Source organism: Kribbella sp. NPDC026596, from assembly GCF_040638415.1.
Classification (GTDB): Bacteria; Actinomycetota; Actinomycetes; order Propionibacteriales; family Kribbellaceae; genus Kribbella.
In genome coordinates, this window is record NZ_JBEZYF010000021.1 from 23,442 (window position 1) to 42,546 (window position 19,105).

Sequence of the window (19,105 nt, forward strand, 5' to 3'; positions counted from 1 at the left end):
CCTCTCACTCGTGACGTAATGCATCGATGGGACGAAGACCGGCGGCTCGGTGCGCCGGCATGCTGCCGAAGAACAGGCCGACCGCCGCGGACACGCCGAGCGCGAGTCCGATCGACGACGGCACGAGCACCGGCTCCACGCCGGCCAACGGGAATCGGGTGACGATCAGCGCGGCGCCGACCCCGACCGCACCGCCGATCAGGCTGAGCAGGGTCGCCTCGATCAGGAACTGGCCGAGGATCGTCCGCCGCCGCGCGCCGAGCGCCTTGCGGATGCCGATCTCGCGGGTCCGCTCGGTGACGGTGACCAGCATGATGTTGGTGACCCCGATGCCGCCGACGACCAGGCTGATCGCTGCGACGGTCGCCAGCAGCGCGGTGAAGGTCGCTGCGGTGTCCTGGCTGGTCTGCAGGATCTGCGCGGAGTTGGTGATCCGGAACGGCGAGGTCTGATCGGCCGGCACCTGATGGCGTGCGGTCAGTAACTGCGTGACCTCCGCCTGCGCGGTGTCGACGCGATCGGTGTCCGCCGCCTGGACCACGATCTGGCTGAGTGCGCCGTACCCGGCCTGGGTCGCGCGGAGCGTGCTGATCGGCATGATCGCGGTCGCGTTCGGGTCCGAGAACCCGGTGCTGTCCTTGCTCGCCAGTACGCCGCGAACGACGAAGTCGATGGCGCCGAGCTGGATCGTCTGACCGACCGCGCTCGCGGGCCGGGTGAACAACTCGGTCGCGGTCGTCTGCCCCAGCAGGACCACCCGTTCGGAGTCGTCGACGTCCTGCTGGGTGAAGGACGCTCCGATCCCGACCGGTGTGTTGGTGGCCGGCATGTACTCCGGCGTCGTACCGATCACCTGGCTCACCGTGTAGCTGGTGTCGCCGTTCGTCGCCGTCGCACCGCTGCTGGTCATCACCGGGGCGACGGCGGACACGTCGGGCGCCAGCCGCTCGTCGGCCAGCGCGGTGGCGTCGGCCAGCGTCAGGCTGTACTGCTGGGACGACGGGCCGGCCTGGCCGCGCTGGAAGCCGCCGCCACCGCCGGTCGTGGACACCGTGAGCAGGTTGGTGCCCATCGCCTCCAGCCGGGCCTGTACCGCCTTGCCCGAACCGTTGCCGACAGCAACCAGCACGATGACCGCGCCGACGCCGATGGAGACGCCGAGGATGGTCAGCAGGGAGCGCAGCTTGTTCGCGTTGAGGCCGCGCAGGGCGGCCCCGAACAGGTCGCGAGGTGACATCAGCGAGTCACCTCGTCGGCGACGATCCGGCCGTCCGCGACCTGGATCAGCCGCCGGGCCCGGGCCGCCACCTCATGCTCGTGGGTGATCACCACGACCGTCCGGCCGTCGGCGTTCAGCTGGTCGAACATGTCCAGCACCTCGTCGGTCGAGTGCAGGTCCAGGTTGCCGGTCGGTTCGTCGGCGAGCAGGATCCGCGGCCCGGTCGCCAGTGCCCGCGCGATCGCCACTCGCTGCTGCTGACCGCCGGACAGCTGATTCGGCCGGTGGCCGGCGCGGTCGGTCAGCCCGACCAGCTCCAGCGCGCGGCCGGCCCGCTGACGCCGTTCGGCCCGGCGCAGCTGGGCGTAGGTGAGCGGGAGCTCGACGTTGGCGAGCGCGGTGGTCCGCGGGATCAGGTTGAAGGACTGGAAGATGAATCCGATCTTGCGGCCGCGGACGAGGGCCTGCTGGTCCTCGGTCAGCCGGGCCACGTTGCTGCCGTCCAGCCAGTACTCGCCCTGGCTCGGGACATCGAGGCAGCCGAGGATGTTCATCAGGGTCGACTTGCCGGATCCGGACGAGCCCATCACGGCGACGTACTCACCGGCTGCGACTCGCAGAGACACCCCGCGGAGCGCGTGCACGGCGGTCTCGCCGCTGCCGTACGTCTTGGTGACGTCCCGGATGTCGATCAGGGCGTCAGCGGCCACGGTTACCCCCGCCGCCCGTACCCGCGCCGACCGGGAACTGGCCGCCACCGCCGGGGAACTGCCCCTGGCCGAACTGTCCCTGCCGGCCTTGGCCGGTCTGGCTGTTGGTCCCGCCGATGGCGCCCTGGAGCAGCTCGATCCGGTCGCCCTCGTTCAGGCCGGAGACGATCTGGGTGTAGCTGTCGCCACGGACGCCGATCTTCACCTCGCGTGTCCCCGCGCCGTCGGCCATCGTCACGGTGTACGTCGTACCGCTGGTCGCGATCGCCGTGGTCGGGACGTAGAGGGCATTGGTCGCCTTCGCGGTCTGGACGGTCACGTTGGCGGTCTGGCCGATCCTGGTGTTCGCCGGGAGCTTGGCCAGGGAGAAGGTGGCCGCGTACGAGACGACGCCGTTGGTTGTCGTCGGGATCGGCGAGACGGACGCCAGCGATGCGGTGAGCGTCGTACCCGGTTCGGCGTTGAGCGTGACGGTCGCCGACTGGCCGGCCTTGATCTTGATCGCGTCCGCCTCCGCGAACGACGCGACGACCTGGAGCGCCTTCAGGTCCGAGATGTCCACGAAGCCGGATCCCGAGGTCGTCGTCGTACTCGAGGTGCTGGACCCTGAACCTTGACCTGAGGTCGAGCCTGAACCACTGCCCGAGCCTGACCCTGATCCGGAGCTCGAACCGCCGGTGACCGAGCCGACCGAGCCGTTGATCGCGGTGATCGTGCCGGCGATGGGCGCCTTGAGCGTGGTCGCGTCGACCGCGGCCTGGGCCGCCTCGACGTCCTGGTCGGCCTGCTCCTTGTCCGCCTTGGCCCGGGCCAGGCTCGCCTCGGCGTTGCTGACGGCAACTTCCGGGTTCTGGGTCTGGCCCTGGTTCTGGCTCTGGGTCTGCTGCTGTCCGTTGGTGGCCGTCGGGGTCGGTGAGGCCGACGCCTCCTCGGCCTCTTGCGCGGCATCCTCGGCGTCGTCGAGCGACTCCTGCGCGGCGGTGACCGAGTTGGCCGCCGCGATCTGGTTCTGGTCGGAGATCCGGAGCTGCCGCTCCGCGGCGGACGGGTCGACCTTGGCGATCGCCGCGCCCTTGGCCACCACCTGACCGACCTTCACCAGGATCTGGGTGACCGTGCCCGAGGTCTCGAACTGCGGTGACGCGGTCTGGGAGCTCTGCAGGGTGCCACTGGAACTGACGCTCGCGGTCACCTCGCCACGGGCCACCTCCGCCGTCGGACGCGTCGCACTGGCGGCCGGCGGGTCCTTCTTGAAGAAGAGGAAGTAGGCGGTGATGGCGATGGTCAGGACGATGGCCACCAGGGCCACGTTGACGAAGCTGAGGCCACGGAGTTTGTGGCGGGGTAGCACCATGGCAGCAGACGCTAAAGCCGCTTGCTGAGGAAGTGATGCTCGATTCCTGGCAACTGCCTGTGAACTCTGCATCGGTTCGGTGCGTCGTACGTCGGACGGTCCGCGACACACCGTGATGAGTGAACGCGCGAGTACAGGGCGTCACGACGGTGCTGTCAGGTGCGTACATGAGGCTCGGGCATGCCAAAATGGGAATGATCCGGGCCGGCCGACCGTTGGCACGGATGACGATCTCGGAGGTTTGACATGTCTAATCGCGTACTGCGTGGTTCGGGGCTGGGTGGGGTCAGCTTCGAGGATGACCGCGGTGTGGAGTTCGCTCCGCGCCAGATGATCACGTACGACTGCCCCCGCGGCCATGTGGTCGAGGTCACGATGGCGCACGACGCCGAGGTGCCCGCGATCTGGGAGTGCCCGCATTGCGGCAGCGAGGCCGCCCGGTCCACCGGCGAGAAGCCGGAGCCGAAGCAGGAGAAGCCGGCCCGTACGCACTGGGACATGCTGCGCGAGCGTCGCAGCATCAGCGAGCTCGAGGAGCTCCTGGCCGAGCGCGTGGAGCTGCTGCGCAAGGGCGAGATCGGCCCGGCGCACCTGCACCGCACGAAGCGCACCGCCTGACCTTCAGGCCCTGACGGGCTCTCACCGCAACGGCGCGGTGGGGGTCCGTTTTTGTTGTGCTGATTTGCCTAAAGGTTTTAGGTTATTTCATAATCAGGTATGGCAAGAGCAGGGTTGACGACCGAGCGAGTGGCGCGGGCCGGGGCCGAGCTGGCCGACGAGGCCGGCTTCGAGCAGGTCACCGTGTCGGCGCTGGCCCGGCAGTTCGGCGTACAGGTCGCAAGCCTGTACTCGCACGTTCGCAGCTCCCATGACCTGAAGACGCGGATCGCCTTGCTCGCTCTCGAGGAGATGGCCGATCTGGGCGCCGCGGCGCTGGCCGGACGTGCCGGTCGCGATGCTCTCGCCGCCTTGGCGAACGTCTATCGCGACTACGCCCGCGAACATCCCGGACGGTACGCCGCCGCCCAGTTCCCGCTCGATCCCTCGGCTGCCGCCGCCAGCGCCGGCGGGCGGCACGCGGAGATGACCCGAGCGATCCTGCGCGGCTACGACTTGACCGAGCCCGCTCAGACCGACGCGATCCGGCTGCTGGGCAGCGTGTTCCACGGCTACGTCAGCCTGGAGCTGGCCGGCTCGTTCAGCCACAGCAAACCCCCGAGCCATGAGAGCTGGCCACGCATCCTGGACGCGCTCGACGCTCTCCTGCGCAGCTGGCCCGACCACGAGTAGAGGTTCTTCCGTTGATCACCACCCCCATCACCCTTGACCTTCTGCGCGGCGCGCTCGATCTCGAGCAGACGGATCGCGGGGTGCTCCCGCATCGGTTGCCTGCCTGGGCCCGGAAGCAGTACGACGACGGGCAGATGACGATGGTCGAGTCGCAGCCCTCCGGCATACGGCTCGTGTTCTCCAGCCGGGCAACTGTCATCGAGCTGGAGACGCTGCCGACGAAGCGGGACTACGTCGGCGCTCCCCCGCGTCCGGACGGTGTGTACGACGTCCTCGTCGATGGCCAGCTGGTGGCGCAGGCGAGCGTGCCTGGTGGTGACATCATCACGATCGACCTGACGACCGGTTCTGCCGAGACCCGGCGCGGTGAGCCGGGGACGCTGCGGTTCGACCGGCTGGCCGACGTACCCAAGACCGTCGCGATCTGGCTGCCGCACGACGAGACCACCGAACTCGTTGCCCTCCGCACCGATGCCCCGGTCGAGCCGGTCCCGGTCACTCGCCGGGTATGGCTCCACCACGGCAGCTCGATCAGCCACGGCTCCAACGCCACCCATCCCACCGGCACCTGGCCGGCCCTGGCCGCCGCTCAGGCCGGTGTGGAACTCGTCAACCTGGGCTTCGGCGGGAGTGCGTTCCTCCAACCCTTCATCGCGCGCACCATCCGCGACACCCCCGCCGACCTGATCAGCCTCAAACTCGGCATCAACATCGTCAACACCGACGGCCTCCGCCTCCGCAGCTTCACCCCGGCCGTCCACGGCCTCCTCGACACCATCCGCGAAGGCCATCCGGACACACCGCTCCTGGTCATCTCCCCCATCCTCTGCCCGATCCACGAGGACACCCCCGGCCCCACCGGCTGGGACCTGTCGGCACTCGCCGACGGCGAACTCCGCTTCACCGCCACCGGCAACCCCGAGGAGATCCCCGCCGGCAAACTGACCCTCTCGATCATCCGTGCCGAGCTGTCCCGCATCATCACCCAGCGCGCGGCCGACGACCCCAACCTCCACTACCTCGACGGCCGCACCCTGTACGGCGAACCCGACAACGCGGCCCACCCCCTCCCCGACGACCTCCACCCCGACGCGCAGACCCATCGCACCATGGCGGACCGCTTCACCACCCACACCTTCACCCCCAAAGGCCCCTTCACAACCCCCGTCGACTGACCCGGCCCTGTCGCTGATCGCCGCACTGGACCAGTGTGGTGAGCGAACGGCATCCTGGTGATGGCCTCCGCACGGCGGAGGTGGGGCTTGGGAGCGGACATGGTGGGGAGCGGGCGGAGTACCGGTACGAGGGAGTCGGCGCGGGTCGTGGTCGTGGACGACCATCCGTTCTTCCGGGACGGGCTGATCCGGGGCCTGCCCGAGAGCGGCTACCTCCAGGTGGTGGGCGAGGCTTCCACCGGCCGGGAAGGACTCGAGGTGATCGCCGACGAGCGCCCGGACGTGGCGGTTCTCGACTACCAGATGCCGGACCTCACCGGGCTGGACGTCGTCCACGCGATCGTCCGGCAGGGACTGCCCACCCGGACGCTGATCCTGTCGGCCGTGACCGACAGCGCGATCGTCTTCCGGGCTCTGGAGGAGGGTGCTCAGGGCTATCTGTCGAAGGAGGCTCGCCGTTCGGAGATCGTCGACGCCGTACGGCGGGTGGGCCAGGGCGAGACTGTGGTCCCTCCGGAACTGGCCGCGGGGCTGGCCGATCAGATCAGGCTGCGTGCGACCTCCGCCGTTCCGGTGCTCAGTGAACGCGAAACGCAGGTACTGACCGGATTCGCTCGCGGCCTGTCGATCCCCGAACTGGCGGCCGAGCTGTACCTGGGCGTGAGTACGGTCAAGACGCACACCCAACATCTCTACGAGAAGCTGGGGGTATCGGACCGGGCCGCTGCGGTCGCCGAAGGTATGCGACGGGGCCTGCTCGAATGAAAGGGTCGGACCAGATCGCCGGACTACCGCATCAGGCTGCGCGAATCCAGGCATCGCTGCACCAGGCTGCGCGGATCCAGGCGCTGCTGCGGTTGCTGCTCGCCGGGTTCCTGGTGGCGGTCCTGGTGACCCAACCACCGTCCGACCACCTCGTGCTCTGCTGGGTGATCGTCCTGTGCTACGTGATCTGGACTGCGGCCACCACGGTGATCCTGCGGATCGGCGGGCCGGGCATGCTGCCGTACACCTGGGTGGCCCTGGCAGTCGATGTGATCACACTCACCGGGCTGACCCTGGTCGCTGACACGTCCGCAGACACCACCTGGACGGCGTACACCTTGCTGAACGGGCTCTTCGTGGTCCCGCTGCTGGCAGCGACGCAACTCAGTCCCCTGGTCTGCGCACTCGCCACGGCGCCCGCGGTGGCCGCCTATCTCGTCTCCGGGCTGCTGATCCGGCCGATCGACGAGGAGCCGATCTCGTACGTCGTACTCCGGTCGCTGCTGCTCGCCCTCGTCGGGCTGGCGTGTGTGCTGCTGTCTGCGCTGCAGCGCTCACGGGTTCTGACCATCGCCCGGCTGCTGCAGGAACGGAACCACCTGCTGGAGGAGATGGTTCAGATCGAGCAGCGCGAACAACGCAACCTGGCTGAGACGCTGCACGACGGAGCGCTGCAGTATGTGCTGGCCGCCCGCCAGGATGTCGAGCCGGCAGCCGCCGGTGACGCCGAATGTCTCGAGCGGGTCGAATTCGCGTTGGCCGAGACGACCCGGTTGCTGCGGGCCACGATGTCGCAGCTTCATCCGGCAGCTTTGGAATCGGCCGGATTGCTGCCGGTGCTGAAGGACGTCGCCGACGCCACCCGGTCCCGCGGCCGGTTCTCGATCGACGTCGTGACGCACGACTGGGACGAGTCGACGCGCACCGCCGCCGACGAATTGCTACTGGTGACGGTTCGCGAGCTGCTCACGAACGTGGTGAAGCACGCCTCGGCCCGCAAGGTCGTCGTCCAGTTGGGGCGGACCGACGCCGTTGCGACCCTGCGGGTCATCGACGATGGCCGAGGTCTCGGCGGAGTGGACCTCGAGGCCCGGTTGCGGAACGGGCACCTCGGCCTCGCGTCGCGGCGGATCAGGGTGGAAGCGGCCGGCGGATGGATGCGGTTGCGGGACGCCGAACCGCACGGCACGGTCGCCGAGGTGGAGGTTCCGCTGGTCTGAGCACAGGCTTGCGGCCCGCTCGTCGCGGGCCGCAAGGGTGGTGGCGTTCCGATTCAGTTGGCCATCTGGTTGTTGCCGTGCATCAGCATGGAGCTCAGGGCGTCGCGGGTGGCATCGTTCATGTGCCCGGTCTGCGGAAGGTGCGCGTCGCGCTGCAGGTACATGATGGCGTTCATCGTCTGGGTGTTCTCATACCCCGTGATCGGCCCGTTGTAGTAGTTGAGCTGCGCGAGCTGCTGCTGCAGCAGCTTCATGGCAGCGGACGGGGCCGCCGGCCTCACCGGCCGGTTGTTCGCAGTCTGGTACTGACCCGACGTGCTGGTGCCCGACTGGGCCGGTCCGGTGGGGGCGTCCGCGTGGGCGGGCCCTGCCACTCCGACGACGGCGGCGGCGACAATCCCTGCCACCGCAAGGCAGCTGGTGACGGCAGTCGCGATGATCCATCCCTTGGGCCTGGAAGCGGTGGCGGTCGTGCTTGACATTTCTTGTGTTCCTTTCTCTGTGCGGTTCGGCTGTTCCGTACCGTCTGAAAGCAACACTCCATCCATTCGCCCACTCTCACGATCCCCCACCCAGCCGATCCCCCGGTGGACCCCGCCATCCCCCAATCGGCCGACCCCACACCTGCTCAGAGCTCAGAGCGAGGCGGTGTCGAGCGGATTCGCGGCGATTCTGGTGGTCAGGCCGGACCGGATTGCGCGGGCGGCGGAGCTGCCGGCTTTGCGGTCGGCCTGTGCCTGGAAGCAGGCGAGGAACTCGTCCGTCAGCCCCAGGCGGGGGTACTGCCGGAGTACGTCGGCCCGGACGTCGGGACTCAGGTCGTCGAGGTTCTTCCCCACGATGTCGAACGCCGCCGCCCGCGACAGCAGGTGACCCTCGGGATCGTCGGCCACCTCCACATCGGGCCACATGTGCCGCACGATGACTTCGCCGAGCCGTTCGCGGCGCTCGTTCGACCAGCCGGCACCAGCGGTGAACACGCGGGCGACATGGCCGCTGGCATCCTCGAAGGAGACGGTGTGGCTGTCGAACTCCGGTACCAGGCTGATGTCGTGGAACATCGCGGCCAGGAACAACAGCTCGGCGTCGTACGAGATGCCCTCCTGCCTGCCGAAGGCCGCCGCCCACACATACACGCGGCGCGAGTGGCTCAGCAACGCGGGCGACAGGTACGCGGAGGCCACCTCCAGCGCCGCGGACGCGGCGGCGGTATCAGGAATCACAAGGTCGTTCATACTTCAACGATACGGCGCTGAAGGCCCGCGTCGCTGGTCCACTCCGACGCCACGATCATGGGCCATTCACCACGGAAGCGGCCCATCAGCTACGCCGCCAAGTGGCCCACAGACAGCGGACCACGAGCGCGTACCGTCGAAACCCAACCCACTACATCGACTACCGCAAGGACCACCATGCGTGCCATCACTGCCCAGAACCGCGAGGCCGACGACCACGGGCTGTCCCTGACCGAGCTCCCCTACCCTTCCGCCGCCGAGAACGACGTGATCGTGCAGGTCCACGCCGCCGGCTTCCTCCGCGGCGAGCCGGACTGGCCCGGGACCTGGACCGACCGCGCCGGCCGCGACCGCACGCCGAGCGTCCTCGGCCACGAGCTGTCCGGTGTGGTCGTCGAACTCGGCTACGGCACCACCGGTCTCACGGTCGGTCAGCGGGTGTTCGGGCTGACCGACTGGCGCCGCAACGGTTCGCTCGCCGAGTACGCCGCCGTGGAGGCCCGCAACCTGGCCCCGCTCCCCGCCGATGTCGACCACATGACCGCGGCCGCCGCGGTGATGCCCGGTCTGACCGCCTGGCAAGCGCTGTTCGACCACGCTCACCTGCAAACAGGCCAAACCGTCCTCATCCACGGCGCCGGCGGCTCCGTCGGCTCGGTCGCCGTACAACTGGCCCGCGAGACCGGAGCCCACATCATCGGCACCGGCCGGGCTTCCGACCGGGACCTGGCCGGCACCCTGGGCGTGCACGAGTTCCTCGACCTGGACGGCGAGCGCCTGGAGGACGCCGGCGAGGTCGACGTGGTGTTCGACGTCATCGGCGGCGAGATCCGCGACCGCTCCACCACGCTGTTGCGCCCCGGTGGCACCCTCGTCACCGTCGCCGAGCCGCCGACCATCCAGCCCCGCGACGGCCGGGCGATCTTCTTCGTCGTCGAGCCCAACCGCGAACAACTGACCCAACTCGCCACCCGCCTCCGCGAGGGTCGGCTCACACCGCTCGTCACCAGCGTCCGCCCCCTCGCCGACGCCCCAGCCGCCTTCAGCACCCGCGGCAGAACCATCATCACGGTGGCCGCGGAATGACGCGGTTTGTCGGGGCACGCAGGTAGTGTCCTGGCCCGTGGACGTTGGGGAGCGCATTCAGGAACTGGCCGATCGGATCGTCGTCCTGCGGGACGCCTACTACCGGGGTTCGCCGGCGGTGGCCGACGCGGAGTACGACGTGATCGAGGACGAGCTGCGGACGCTGATCGAGGCCAACCCGGAGCTGGCGCCCGACCCGAACCCGTTGGATCAGGTCGGCGCGCCCGCGGTGCTGCACGCGCCGATCCGGCACTCGCGGCCGATGCTGTCACTGGAGAAGGCGACCCGCCCCGAACAGGTCGAGGCCTTCTTCAGCCGCTTCCCCGGCCAGTCGGTCGTGGTCATGCCGAAGCTGGACGGCCTGTCACTGGCCCTGGTCTACGAGAACGGGCAACTCGCACGAGCGATCACCCGCGGCGACGGGACCACCGGCGACGACGTGACCCCGCTCGTGCGGGCACTCGCCGACGGAGTCCCGGACCGGCTCGAGGTACAAGACCGCACCGAGGTCCGCGGTGAGGCGGTCATGTTGCGCTCCACCTTCACCGCCTACAACGCCGCTCACCTCGACAAGCCCTTGATCAACCCAAGGAACGCCGCCGCCGGCACACTCCGCGCCAAGGACCCGGCGACCGTCGCCGAACGACGCCTGCAGTTCCTCGCCTTCGACCTGCTCAGCGACTCCGACAACGCCGACGCCGATCTCGAGCGCGCGCTGCAGACGATGGGATTCACCGTCGCCGAGATGCGGCACTGCGACGACGCCGCCGCGGCGCAGGCGGTGATCACCACGATCGAGCAGCAACGCAACGACCTGGACTACGACCTGGACGGCGCCGTACTGCGTCTCGCCGATCGCGACGCCTTCGCCGCCGCGGGCACCCGGTCCAGCTCGCCACGCGGCGCACTGGCGTTCAAGTTCGCCGCCGAAGAGAAGACGACCGTGCTGGCCGACGTCGTCTGGGACGTCGGCAAGACCGGCAAGATCGCGCCGGTCGCGTGGCTGGAGCCCGTCTTCGTCGGCGGTACGACGGTCACGCGCGCGACGCTGGCCAACCAGGAGGTGATCCGTGCCCGCGGCATCAAGATCGGCGACACGGTCCTGGTCCGCCGCGCCGGCGACGTGATCCCGTTCGTCGCCGGCGTACTCGACGCCTCCAAGCGCACGGGAGCGGAGCGAGACATCGTGCCGCCGTCGGTGTGCCCGTCATGCGAGCAGCCGCTGATCGAGCAAGGCAACAGCCGCGAACTGTTCTGCACCAACGTCAGCTGCCCAGCCCAGACCGTACGGCGGCTGATCCACTGGGCGTCCCGGGCGGCCGCCGACATCGATGCGATCGGCGGAGTCTGGATCGAGCGGCTGGCCGAGGCCGGGATCCTGGAACACCCTTCGGACTTCTACCAGCTCACCAAGGAAGGGCTGCTGGAGTTCGACCGCATCGGCGAGGTGTCAGCCGCCCGCATGATCGACTCGATCGACACCAGCCGCCAGGTCGGCCTCCGCCGGGCACTCATCGGCCTCGCGATCCCGATGGCCTCCGAAGGCACCGCGGCCAGGCTGTGCCGCGCCGGATTCGCTTCCCTGGAAGAGGTCGCCGAGGCTGGCGTCGACGGGCTCGTCGCCGTCGACGACATCGGCCAGAAGGTCGCCGCCTCACTGATCGAGCACCTCACCCGGCTGCGCCCCGAGCTCGAACGGCTCCGCGCGGCCGGCGTCTCGCTCGACGTACGCGAGGAGGACCTCCCACCTGTCGTGGCAGCCGGTGCACCACTGGCCGGCAAGACAGTGGTGGTGACCGGCTCCATCAGCGACCCACGCTCCGGTGAGAAGGTCACCCGCCCGGCCTTCCAGCGCCTCTGTGAACGGGCGGGCGCGACCATCGCCTCGTCGGTTTCGGCGAGTACCGACCTGCTCATCACCGGCGCCGATGTCGGTGCGTCCAAACTCACCAAGGCCGAGAAGCTCGGCGTCACAGTCGTCGACCAGTCCGAGATCTGGCAACAGCTCCAGGCCGCCGACGTGCTCCCCCGCTGACCTCACGGCCCGTGTCCAGTTCCTGACAGCGGGCTGGCGCCCGGCGTACCGGACCCGCAAGGGTTGACGTATGACGGACACCAGCACCGGCAAGGACCGCGAGGCGACCGGCTTCCAGGAGCAGGCGCCGTACGACGAATCGATCGACCTGCGCACCGATTTCGTGATGGTCTACGGTCTCAACGACACCACCCCGCAGCGCATCGCCCGCTGGCGTGAGGCCGGCTATCGCGTCCACCTGATGACGGGCATCTCCTGGGGCAACTACCAGGACTACCTGGATGGACGGTGGGACGGCTCCGACCATTGGGCCGACGCGCAGACGGCGGGCGACGGATCGCCGATCCTGCACGGGCAGAGCACCGATATCCCGTACATGGTCCCGACGTTCGGCTTCACCGAGTACCTGGTGCGGAAACTCCGCCCGATCATCGAGCTCGGCGTCGAAGGCATCCACCTCGAAGAGCCGGAGTTCTGGGCGCGCGCCGGCTACTCGGAATCGTTCAAGCGGGAGTGGCAGGCCTTCTTCGGCGAGCCGTGGCAGGCCCCGCACAGCACCGCCGAAGCGCACTTCCGCTCCGGGCAGCTCAAGCAGCACCTGCTGTCCCGCAGCCTCGACCGGGTCACCTCCGTGCTCCGCGACGAAGCGCTCCAGCAGGGCCGCCTGGTGCGCTTCTACGTCCCGACGCACAGCCTCCTGAACTACACCCAGTGGCAGATCATCAGCCCCGAATCACGCCTGCGGGCGCTGCCCTCGATCGACGGCGCCATCGCGCAGGTGTGGACCGGAACCTCCCGGACGCCCAACGCGTACGCCGGAAAGGTTGCCGAGCGCACCTTCGAGACGGCCTACCTGGAATACGGCATCGCCCAGGACCTCACCCGCGGCACCGACCGCCGCATGTGGTTCCTGCACGACCCGATCGAGGACCACCCGGACCGCACCTGGGAGGACTACCTGGCCAACTGGCAGCGCACACTTATTGCCTCGCTGCTGCACCCGGGCGTCTCGCGGTACGAGGTCGCGCCGTGGCCGAACCGGATCTTCAACCGCCCGTACCTGCGCGAGGGATCCACTGAACGGGAATCGATTCCGCAGGACACCGCCACCAGCTACCTCATCGCGATGAACAGCCTGCGCGACCTGGATCAGCCGGAGGTGCGCTGGGCCAACGACGGACCGCGGATCGGGATCGCGCTCTCGGACACCGCCATGTTCCAGCGCTGGGCACCCGGTGGCGAGAGCGGACATTACGACGGCCTGCAGGACGCCCTGGCACTCGAAGGCCGCGAGCAGCTGCACTTCTCCGACTTCTACGGTCTGGCGCTGCCACCGCTGTGCGACGGGCAGAAGGTCTGCCCGGTCCAGCTGGAGAACGTGATCGACACTCCTGATGCACTCGACGATGTCGACGTAGTCGTCCTGAGCTACGAGTTCCAGAAGCCGCTTGCCCCCGGCATCCATTACGCGCTGGCCGGGTGGGTCAGCCGCGGCGGCAGCCTGTTGTACGTCGGCGACGGCGCCGACCCGTACCACGAGATCCGCTCCTGGTGGACCGGCCGCTACGACACCTGCGCCGACCACCTGGCCGAGGCACTCGGCGCGGACCGCAACCACGACGGTGTCCAGCCGATCGGCAAGGGCCGGGTCCGGTTCCTCCCGTCCCGGCCGGCCGCCTTCACCGAATCACCGGAACACGCCGCCGAGCTGGTCGCGGCGATCCGCGAACTGGCCGAGGCGGGCGGCCACAGCTGGGAGTCCACCAACTGGCTGTCGGTCCAGCGCGGCCCGTACCTCGTCGGCGCCGTACTGGAAGAGGCCGGCGGCTCACACGTTGTCGAGGGCACCTACCTCGACGTCCTCGACCCGCAGCTCGGCATCGTCCGCCAGCGAGAGCTCGGCCCAGGCCAACTGACCTGGCTCCGCGACCTCACCTACGACGAGGAACCCCTGCTCGCCTCGGCCGGCCGAGTAGTGGGCTGGGAAAGCCACCAGACCGGCATCCGCTTCACCTCCGAGGCACCCCGCGGCGTCCAAGTCACCAGCGCCCTGCGCGTCCCAACCAATCCAACGGCCGTCCGAGCCGACGACGCCAACCTCACCGACATCCAGTACGACGCCGAGCTCGGCATCCTATGGCTCCGCCACCCGGGCGTACCCGCCGGAACCCACGTCCAGATCGACTTCTGACGCTGGCCTTTCACGATCGACGCGAGCCTCCCGGCTGGTCAGCTGGGAGGCTCGGGGCCGACGCGGGGGTGCTGGATCGTGGCGCCTGTGATGGCTGGGGAACGGCGAGACTTGCTGAGGACACGGGCGACTGTCCACGGGCGTAGCAGGGCCGTTGGCGGGTCGGTCAGTTGGAGTACACGGTTGAAGGCCCCCGCCACGGGAACCGAGACGTGAGCTGCCCGGATGACCTGCAGGATGTAGGCGTTGAGTCGGGCGGTTCCCGTGGGCTTGGGACCTACCGTGGCGGGGTGGCCGAAGTCACCACCCACTGCGATGCGCCAAGGCGCGTCGATGACGCGAGCGGCCTTGCGGTGGAATCGTTTCGGCAGCTCCGGGGAGACCACCCCGGCAGCCTGCGCCACCTCGCCCAGAACGGCCGCCTGTAACGCCGCCGACGACATGCCCTGGCCGTAGATCGGGTCGAAGCTGCTGGCTGCGTCCCCGAGCGTGACGAGCCCCTCCAGCAGGTCCGACGCCTTCTCGTAGTGTCGTCGCTGACTCGACGGGAAGCGGTACGCCACGATCTCCGACAAGCGCTCGCAGCGGTCGACGAGCTGCCCGAGGGTGGGGCTCGGCAGGGAGGCCATGAAGGCGCGGACGCCCTCTTCGTCGGTGGGCGGGGCATCGCCGTGCACACCCGCCACGGTCACCTGCCAGCGGTCGCCCTCGACCGGCAGCGCGGATCCGGCGCGGAATGAGCCCGGGTTGTCGACGCACACAATGAGCTCGCCCTCGAAGTCGTCCGGTGAGCGGCGCATCAGGAAGGACGCATACCCGATGTCGATGCCGACCCGGGTGACCGGTGGCTCGAGGAGGCCGGACGTCGCGAGGTCGTGGGCGATGCGTGAGTTGCGCCCGGAGCAGTCGACGACGAGGTCGGCGGGCCGCTCGACGCCGGCCACCACGACCCCGGTCACCCGGTGGTCCTCGACAACAGCTCGCTCGACGGTCACGCCGTCCTCGACGGACACGCCGGGCAAGGCGGCTACGCGAGCACGGACGACGTGCTCGAGCAGCGGCCGGGTAAGGCAGAGCACCGGCCCGCCCCAGTCCCCGCGGGCTCGGTAGGCGCCGCCCTGGAACACCCACGCTCCGTATCCATCGGCATGCATGGCTCCTTGGGACACGAGTTCGTCCTCGATACCGGGGAACCAGTCGCGCAGCAGATCTAACCCAGCGGACAAGAGCAGGTGCAGGTGCCGGCCCTGTGGCACATGGCCGCGCGGTGCGACGGCATCCGTGAGCCGCTCGCGCTCGAGCACGACAACCGACGCTTGGTCGGACATGGCTCGCGCCGCGAACAACCCGGCCATGCTGCCCCCGACAACGACCACCCGCGGTACTGCCACGGCACACCCCCAACTCGCTGCCGGACACCCTCAAGGCTAGTGCTCGGCGCTACCTGTCGCGACAGCCCGCGGAGGGTGGGAACGCGTCGCGGACGCCCAGGGGGTTTGGGTGTCAGGCGGCGGTGATCAGCAGCTCTCCCAGAGCTGTGAACTCGCGATCGACTGGGGAGGGTTTTCTGCCGATTCGGGGGTAAAACCCTCCCCAGTCCACGGGTAGCTGACCGTCGGCGTGACGACGGTCGTCTCGCGGGCGTGCACCAGCCCCGGGGTGGTTGATCGCGCACGACACCGAAGCACGCGTGGGCTCATCCCAGCACGCGTCAGCGCAGTCGCCTGACCCACCGCGGTCCGCGTGGGGAGGAAACTACTTCTGGTCGGGGTCTATTACTTCGCCTTGGATGACGTCGTCGGAGGTCGGGCGGGGGCGGGTGGGATCGGCGCCGGGGATGAAGTTGCCGAGGTTCGGGGTGCCGAACTGGGTGGCTACCCGGCGGCTGAAGAACGCGGACATGGCCCGGCGGGCGACGGGGCGGGTGAAGGGGAGGACGAAGAAGAAGCCGAAGATGTCGGTGACGAAGCCCGGAGTGAGCAGGAGGGTGCCGCCGACCAGGACGAGGGCCGCGTCGGACAGTTCGCGGCCGGGCAGCTTGCCGCTCTGGAACGACGCCTGCAAGGCGTTCCAGGCCCGCCGGCCCTCACGCTTGATCAGCCACGCACCGAGCGCGCTCTCCACGAGCAGCAGCCCGACCGTCGGCCAGCCGCCGATCACCTGGCCGACCTGGATGATCACGTAGATCTCCAGGATCGGCACCACCAGCAACGCGAGCGCCACGAGCCACGGCATATGTCCTACCCCTTCCGGCCTGGAACATCAGACGGCCTAAACACCAGGCGGCCTAAAACACCAGCGTACGGAACGAGTGGGAACGACGGACCCTGAGAGGACCCTGGCTCAGACCGGAACCTTCTCGCGGCTGGGGGTCGCGGCCGGCGGCGTCTGCGGGCCGTCGTTCGTACGGCGCCGACGACGGGCGACCAGGGCCAGCACGATGCCGAGCAGCCCGAGGCCGGTCAGGATCCACTGCGGCCAGCCGCCGATGGTGCTCGCGAGAGTGTGGGTGTCGCGCACCGGAACCGTGGCGACGTACACATCCGGCACGAACTGGGCCGACTTGTGCTCGACCGTCCCGTCGGGCCGGATGACGCCGGAGATCCCGCTGGTGGACGCGATCAGCACGGTCCGGCCGGTCTCGATCGCCCGCATCCGGGTGATCGCGAACTGCTGCTCGGGCTGCCCGGTCCCGCCGTACGTCGCGTTGTTGGTCTGGACGATCAAGACCTGGGCGCCACCGTTGATCAGGTCCGAGATCACGTTGTCGTAGGCGAGCTCGAAGCAGATGATGTCGCCGTACGTCACGCCGTTGATCGGCATCACGCCCGGGACCGTGCCGGGCGCGGTCTGCCGGCCGATCATCTCCAGCCGCTTGATGTAGGGCAGCAACTGGTCGCGGAACGGGATGTACTCACCGAACGGCACCGGGTGCCGCTTCGCGTACCGCTGGCCGGGGCCGGTGACCGGGTCCCACACGATGCCGGTGGTCTGCCGCTCGTCCGGACCGGGGCCTTCGGTGACGGCACCGACCAGGATCGGTACGTCGACGGCCTTGACCGCCTCCTCGATGTCGGCGCGGGTCTCGTCGTCCTTGTACGGGTCGATGTCGGTCGAGTTCTCCGGCCAGATCACCAGGTCCGGCTTCATCTCGGTGCCGTCCTGGACCCGCTTCTCCAGGTCGAGGGTCGCCGACAGGTGGTTGCGGGTGACGGTCCGCGCGCGGCCGAGGAACTCCAGCCCCTTGCCGGGCACGTTGCCCTGCACCATCGCGGCCTTCACGGTCTTGCCGTCGCCCTCGGTCGACAGGTTGATCAGCGAACTGCCGAAGACGATCGCCAGCCCGGCGACCACTGCGACGGCCCGGAGCCGCAGGCCGCTGGCCGGCCGCAGTACGGCGTACAGGAGAACGCCGACGAACGCGATCACGAAGCTCAGCCCCGGAATGCCTACGAAGGCGGCGAGCTTGCCGAGCGAGAGGTCGGAGAACGCCCACGCGAGCTTGCCCCACGGGAAGCCGCCGAACGGCACCGAGGCGGTGGCGAACTCGGTCGCCACCCACAGGCACGGGATCCACAGCATCCACAGCTTCAGCTTCAGCACCTGCGTCGCGAACAGCCCGAAGACGGCGTAGAAGAGCCCTTCGAGGATCGCCAGCGCGACCGCGGCGTCGCCACCGATCACCGTGATCCACGGGATCAGCACCGCGTAGTAGGTGATGCCGAAGCCCGCACCGATCAGGAACCCGCCTTTGGCCGACGCACCGTTCAGCGCGGCCAGGAACAGCGGTACGGCGACGATCGCGAGCCAGGGGTGGTCATGCGGTTCGAAGGCCAGGCCGAGCAGTGCGCCGGCCGCGACCGCCACGGCAATCCTCGGCAGCAACCGCCCGAAAGCCTTCAACCGGTCCACGCGGTAACCCCTTGTCCTCACTGTTCCGGCGGACGCCGGTCGCACGACCGTACAACGTCCCGGACACGCAAATGTATCCGGTCAGTAGCCATTGGGCACCGATTGCGGAAAGTGAGGATGTCGTCACACAAAGAGGAAAGAGGCTCGGCGCTCCTTCGGACCAACCGCCGGCCCACTGGCTGCGAACCGCCCGGCTGTTGTCTACTGGGCGCCGAACCTCTTCCACCTCTGCCCCGCGGGGGGCTCACCACCAGCGATCTCAGCCCCCGTCGACTCAAGCCTGGCACTGGCCTGGTCAGCGTCGCGGGATCATCCGGTGGCCGAACTTCGTGTGACCGTTGCTCAAACGGGATATGACGACTCCCAAAACGATGCTCGCTGACGGCGACGGTGTCAACCTCTGCACCGGCTCCTTGAGGCCGTTGTAACACTATCGGCTGCCCTCCAAGAAAAAACGAGGTTCTTTCAGCCCCGTCACGTTACAGAGCCGTCTCGGCACTCCACGTGTTCGTTACCCAGGGCAACTATTCGTCACCCAACCGGTACGACGACGGTTCCCTTTGCGCGCGTGATCACAAGGGGCTCGGCCAGCAGCTCGGCCGCGGACTCGGACTGGTCCGGCCGGCCACGGCAGACGACGTACGCGCTGAACTCGAGGTCGCGGCTGCGGTTGCCGACCCGGGTGATCGTTGCCTTCACCTCCACAACGTCGCCGGCGCGCAGCGGCTGCAGGAACTGGACGTCGGAGTACGACGCGAACAGTCCCTCGTCGCCGTCGGCCTGGATGCAGACCTCGGTCGCCACGTCCCCGAACAGCGCGAGCACGTACGCGCCGTCGACCAGGTTCCCGGCGTAGTGCGCGTGGCTGTACGGCACGTACCGCCGATGCGTCGCAGTGAGTCCAATAGTTGCC

At 68.9% G+C, this 19,105-nt stretch carries 17 protein-coding genes; 8 read left to right on the top strand and 9 right to left on the bottom strand.

Annotated elements, in window-relative coordinates; genetic code table 11:
- Positions 1-4: 4 nt before the first annotated feature.
- The 3 genes from AB0E63_RS19340 to AB0E63_RS19350 are packed head-to-tail and all read right to left on the bottom strand — an operon-like array spanning position 5 to position 3,283.
- Entirely contained in the window at positions 5-1,237 is a 1,233-nt protein-coding gene (locus AB0E63_RS19340; RefSeq protein ID WP_360367568.1) for an ABC transporter permease, read from the bottom strand.
- Positions 1,237-1,929 (bottom strand): ABC transporter ATP-binding protein, encoded by a 693-nt coding sequence (locus tag AB0E63_RS19345; protein ID WP_360367571.1) that lies wholly within the window; start codon positions 1,927-1,929, stop codon positions 1,237-1,239. Before AB0E63_RS19345 ends, AB0E63_RS19340 begins: the two co-directional genes overlap by 1 nt.
- The gene (locus AB0E63_RS19350; RefSeq protein ID WP_360367574.1) at positions 1,919-3,283 is read right to left on the bottom strand and encodes an HlyD family efflux transporter periplasmic adaptor subunit; all 1,365 of its coding nucleotides are present in this window, start codon (positions 3,281-3,283) and stop codon (positions 1,919-1,921) included. Before AB0E63_RS19350 ends, AB0E63_RS19345 begins: the two co-directional genes overlap by 11 nt.
- Positions 3,284-3,529: 246 nt before the next feature.
- Here AB0E63_RS19350 and AB0E63_RS19355 point away from each other — a divergent pair, with 246 nt between their 5' ends.
- From AB0E63_RS19355 to AB0E63_RS19375, 5 genes are all read left to right on the top strand, one after another.
- Positions 3,530-3,901 carry an RNA polymerase-binding protein RbpA gene (locus AB0E63_RS19355; protein WP_131296220.1) on the top strand — a complete coding sequence of 124 codons (372 nt, stop codon included), beginning with the start codon at positions 3,530-3,532 and terminating at the stop codon, positions 3,899-3,901.
- A 114-nt stretch (positions 3,902-4,015) separates the two neighbouring features.
- Positions 4,016-4,573, top strand: coding sequence for a TetR-like C-terminal domain-containing protein (locus AB0E63_RS19360; protein ID WP_360367577.1), 558 nt, complete (start codon positions 4,016-4,018; stop codon positions 4,571-4,573).
- Between the two features lie 11 nt (positions 4,574-4,584).
- A complete protein-coding gene (locus AB0E63_RS19365) occupies positions 4,585-5,748 on the top strand; it encodes a GDSL-type esterase/lipase family protein (RefSeq protein ID WP_360367580.1) in 1,164 nt (387 codons plus the stop codon).
- Positions 5,749-5,847: 99 nt separating this feature from the next.
- On the top strand, positions 5,848-6,513 hold the full coding sequence (locus AB0E63_RS19370; protein WP_360367583.1) for a response regulator transcription factor: 666 nt from the start codon (positions 5,848-5,850) through the stop codon (positions 6,511-6,513).
- On the top strand, positions 6,510-7,733 hold the full coding sequence (locus AB0E63_RS19375) for an ATP-binding protein (RefSeq protein WP_360367586.1): 1,224 nt from the start codon (positions 6,510-6,512) through the stop codon (positions 7,731-7,733). The genes AB0E63_RS19370 and AB0E63_RS19375 overlap by 4 nt, the downstream gene beginning before the upstream one ends.
- Before the next feature lie 53 nt (positions 7,734-7,786).
- Here the strand turns inward: AB0E63_RS19375 and AB0E63_RS19380 are convergent, their stop codons facing one another.
- Entirely contained in the window at positions 7,787-8,281 is a 495-nt protein-coding gene (locus AB0E63_RS19380) for a peptidoglycan-binding domain-containing protein (protein ID WP_360367589.1), read from the bottom strand.
- Between the two features lie 87 nt (positions 8,282-8,368).
- Positions 8,369-8,968, bottom strand: coding sequence for an HD domain-containing protein (locus AB0E63_RS19385; RefSeq protein ID WP_360367592.1), 600 nt, complete (start codon positions 8,966-8,968; stop codon positions 8,369-8,371).
- Positions 8,969-9,145: 177 nt separating this feature from the next.
- On the opposite strand from AB0E63_RS19385, the gene AB0E63_RS19390 reads away from it, so the two are divergent.
- The 3 genes from AB0E63_RS19390 to AB0E63_RS19400 all read left to right on the top strand — a co-directional run bounded on the left by AB0E63_RS19390 (position 9,146) and on the right by AB0E63_RS19400 (position 14,280).
- The gene (locus tag AB0E63_RS19390; RefSeq protein ID WP_360367595.1) at positions 9,146-10,054 is read left to right on the top strand and encodes an NADP-dependent oxidoreductase; all 909 of its coding nucleotides are present in this window, start codon (positions 9,146-9,148) and stop codon (positions 10,052-10,054) included.
- A 37-nt stretch (positions 10,055-10,091) separates the two neighbouring features.
- Positions 10,092-12,089, top strand: a complete 1,998-nt coding sequence (gene ligA / locus AB0E63_RS19395; protein ID WP_360367598.1) for an NAD-dependent DNA ligase LigA — start codon at positions 10,092-10,094, stop codon at positions 12,087-12,089.
- Positions 12,090-12,159: 70 nt separating this feature from the next.
- The gene (locus AB0E63_RS19400; RefSeq protein WP_360367601.1) at positions 12,160-14,280 is read left to right on the top strand and encodes a hypothetical protein; all 2,121 of its coding nucleotides are present in this window, start codon (positions 12,160-12,162) and stop codon (positions 14,278-14,280) included.
- 38 nt (positions 14,281-14,318) lie between these two features.
- Here the strand turns inward: AB0E63_RS19400 and AB0E63_RS19405 are convergent, their stop codons facing one another.
- From AB0E63_RS19405 to AB0E63_RS19420, 4 genes are all read right to left on the bottom strand, one after another.
- Complete coding sequence (locus AB0E63_RS19405) at positions 14,319-15,671, bottom strand: FAD-dependent monooxygenase (RefSeq protein WP_360367604.1); 1,353 nt, start codon at positions 15,669-15,671, stop codon at positions 14,319-14,321.
- 364 nt (positions 15,672-16,035) lie between these two features.
- Complete coding sequence (locus AB0E63_RS19410) at positions 16,036-16,515, bottom strand: FxsA family protein (protein ID WP_360367607.1); 480 nt, start codon at positions 16,513-16,515, stop codon at positions 16,036-16,038.
- A 108-nt stretch (positions 16,516-16,623) separates the two neighbouring features.
- Complete coding sequence (lnt, locus tag AB0E63_RS19415; protein WP_360367610.1) at positions 16,624-18,192, bottom strand: apolipoprotein N-acyltransferase; 1,569 nt, start codon at positions 18,190-18,192, stop codon at positions 16,624-16,626.
- Positions 18,193-18,723: 531 nt separating this feature from the next.
- Positions 18,724-19,068: a hotdog domain-containing protein gene (locus tag AB0E63_RS19420; RefSeq protein ID WP_360367613.1), complete on the bottom strand. Its 345-nt coding sequence runs from the start codon at positions 19,066-19,068 to the stop codon at positions 18,724-18,726.
- Positions 19,069-19,105: the final 37 nt, after the last annotated feature.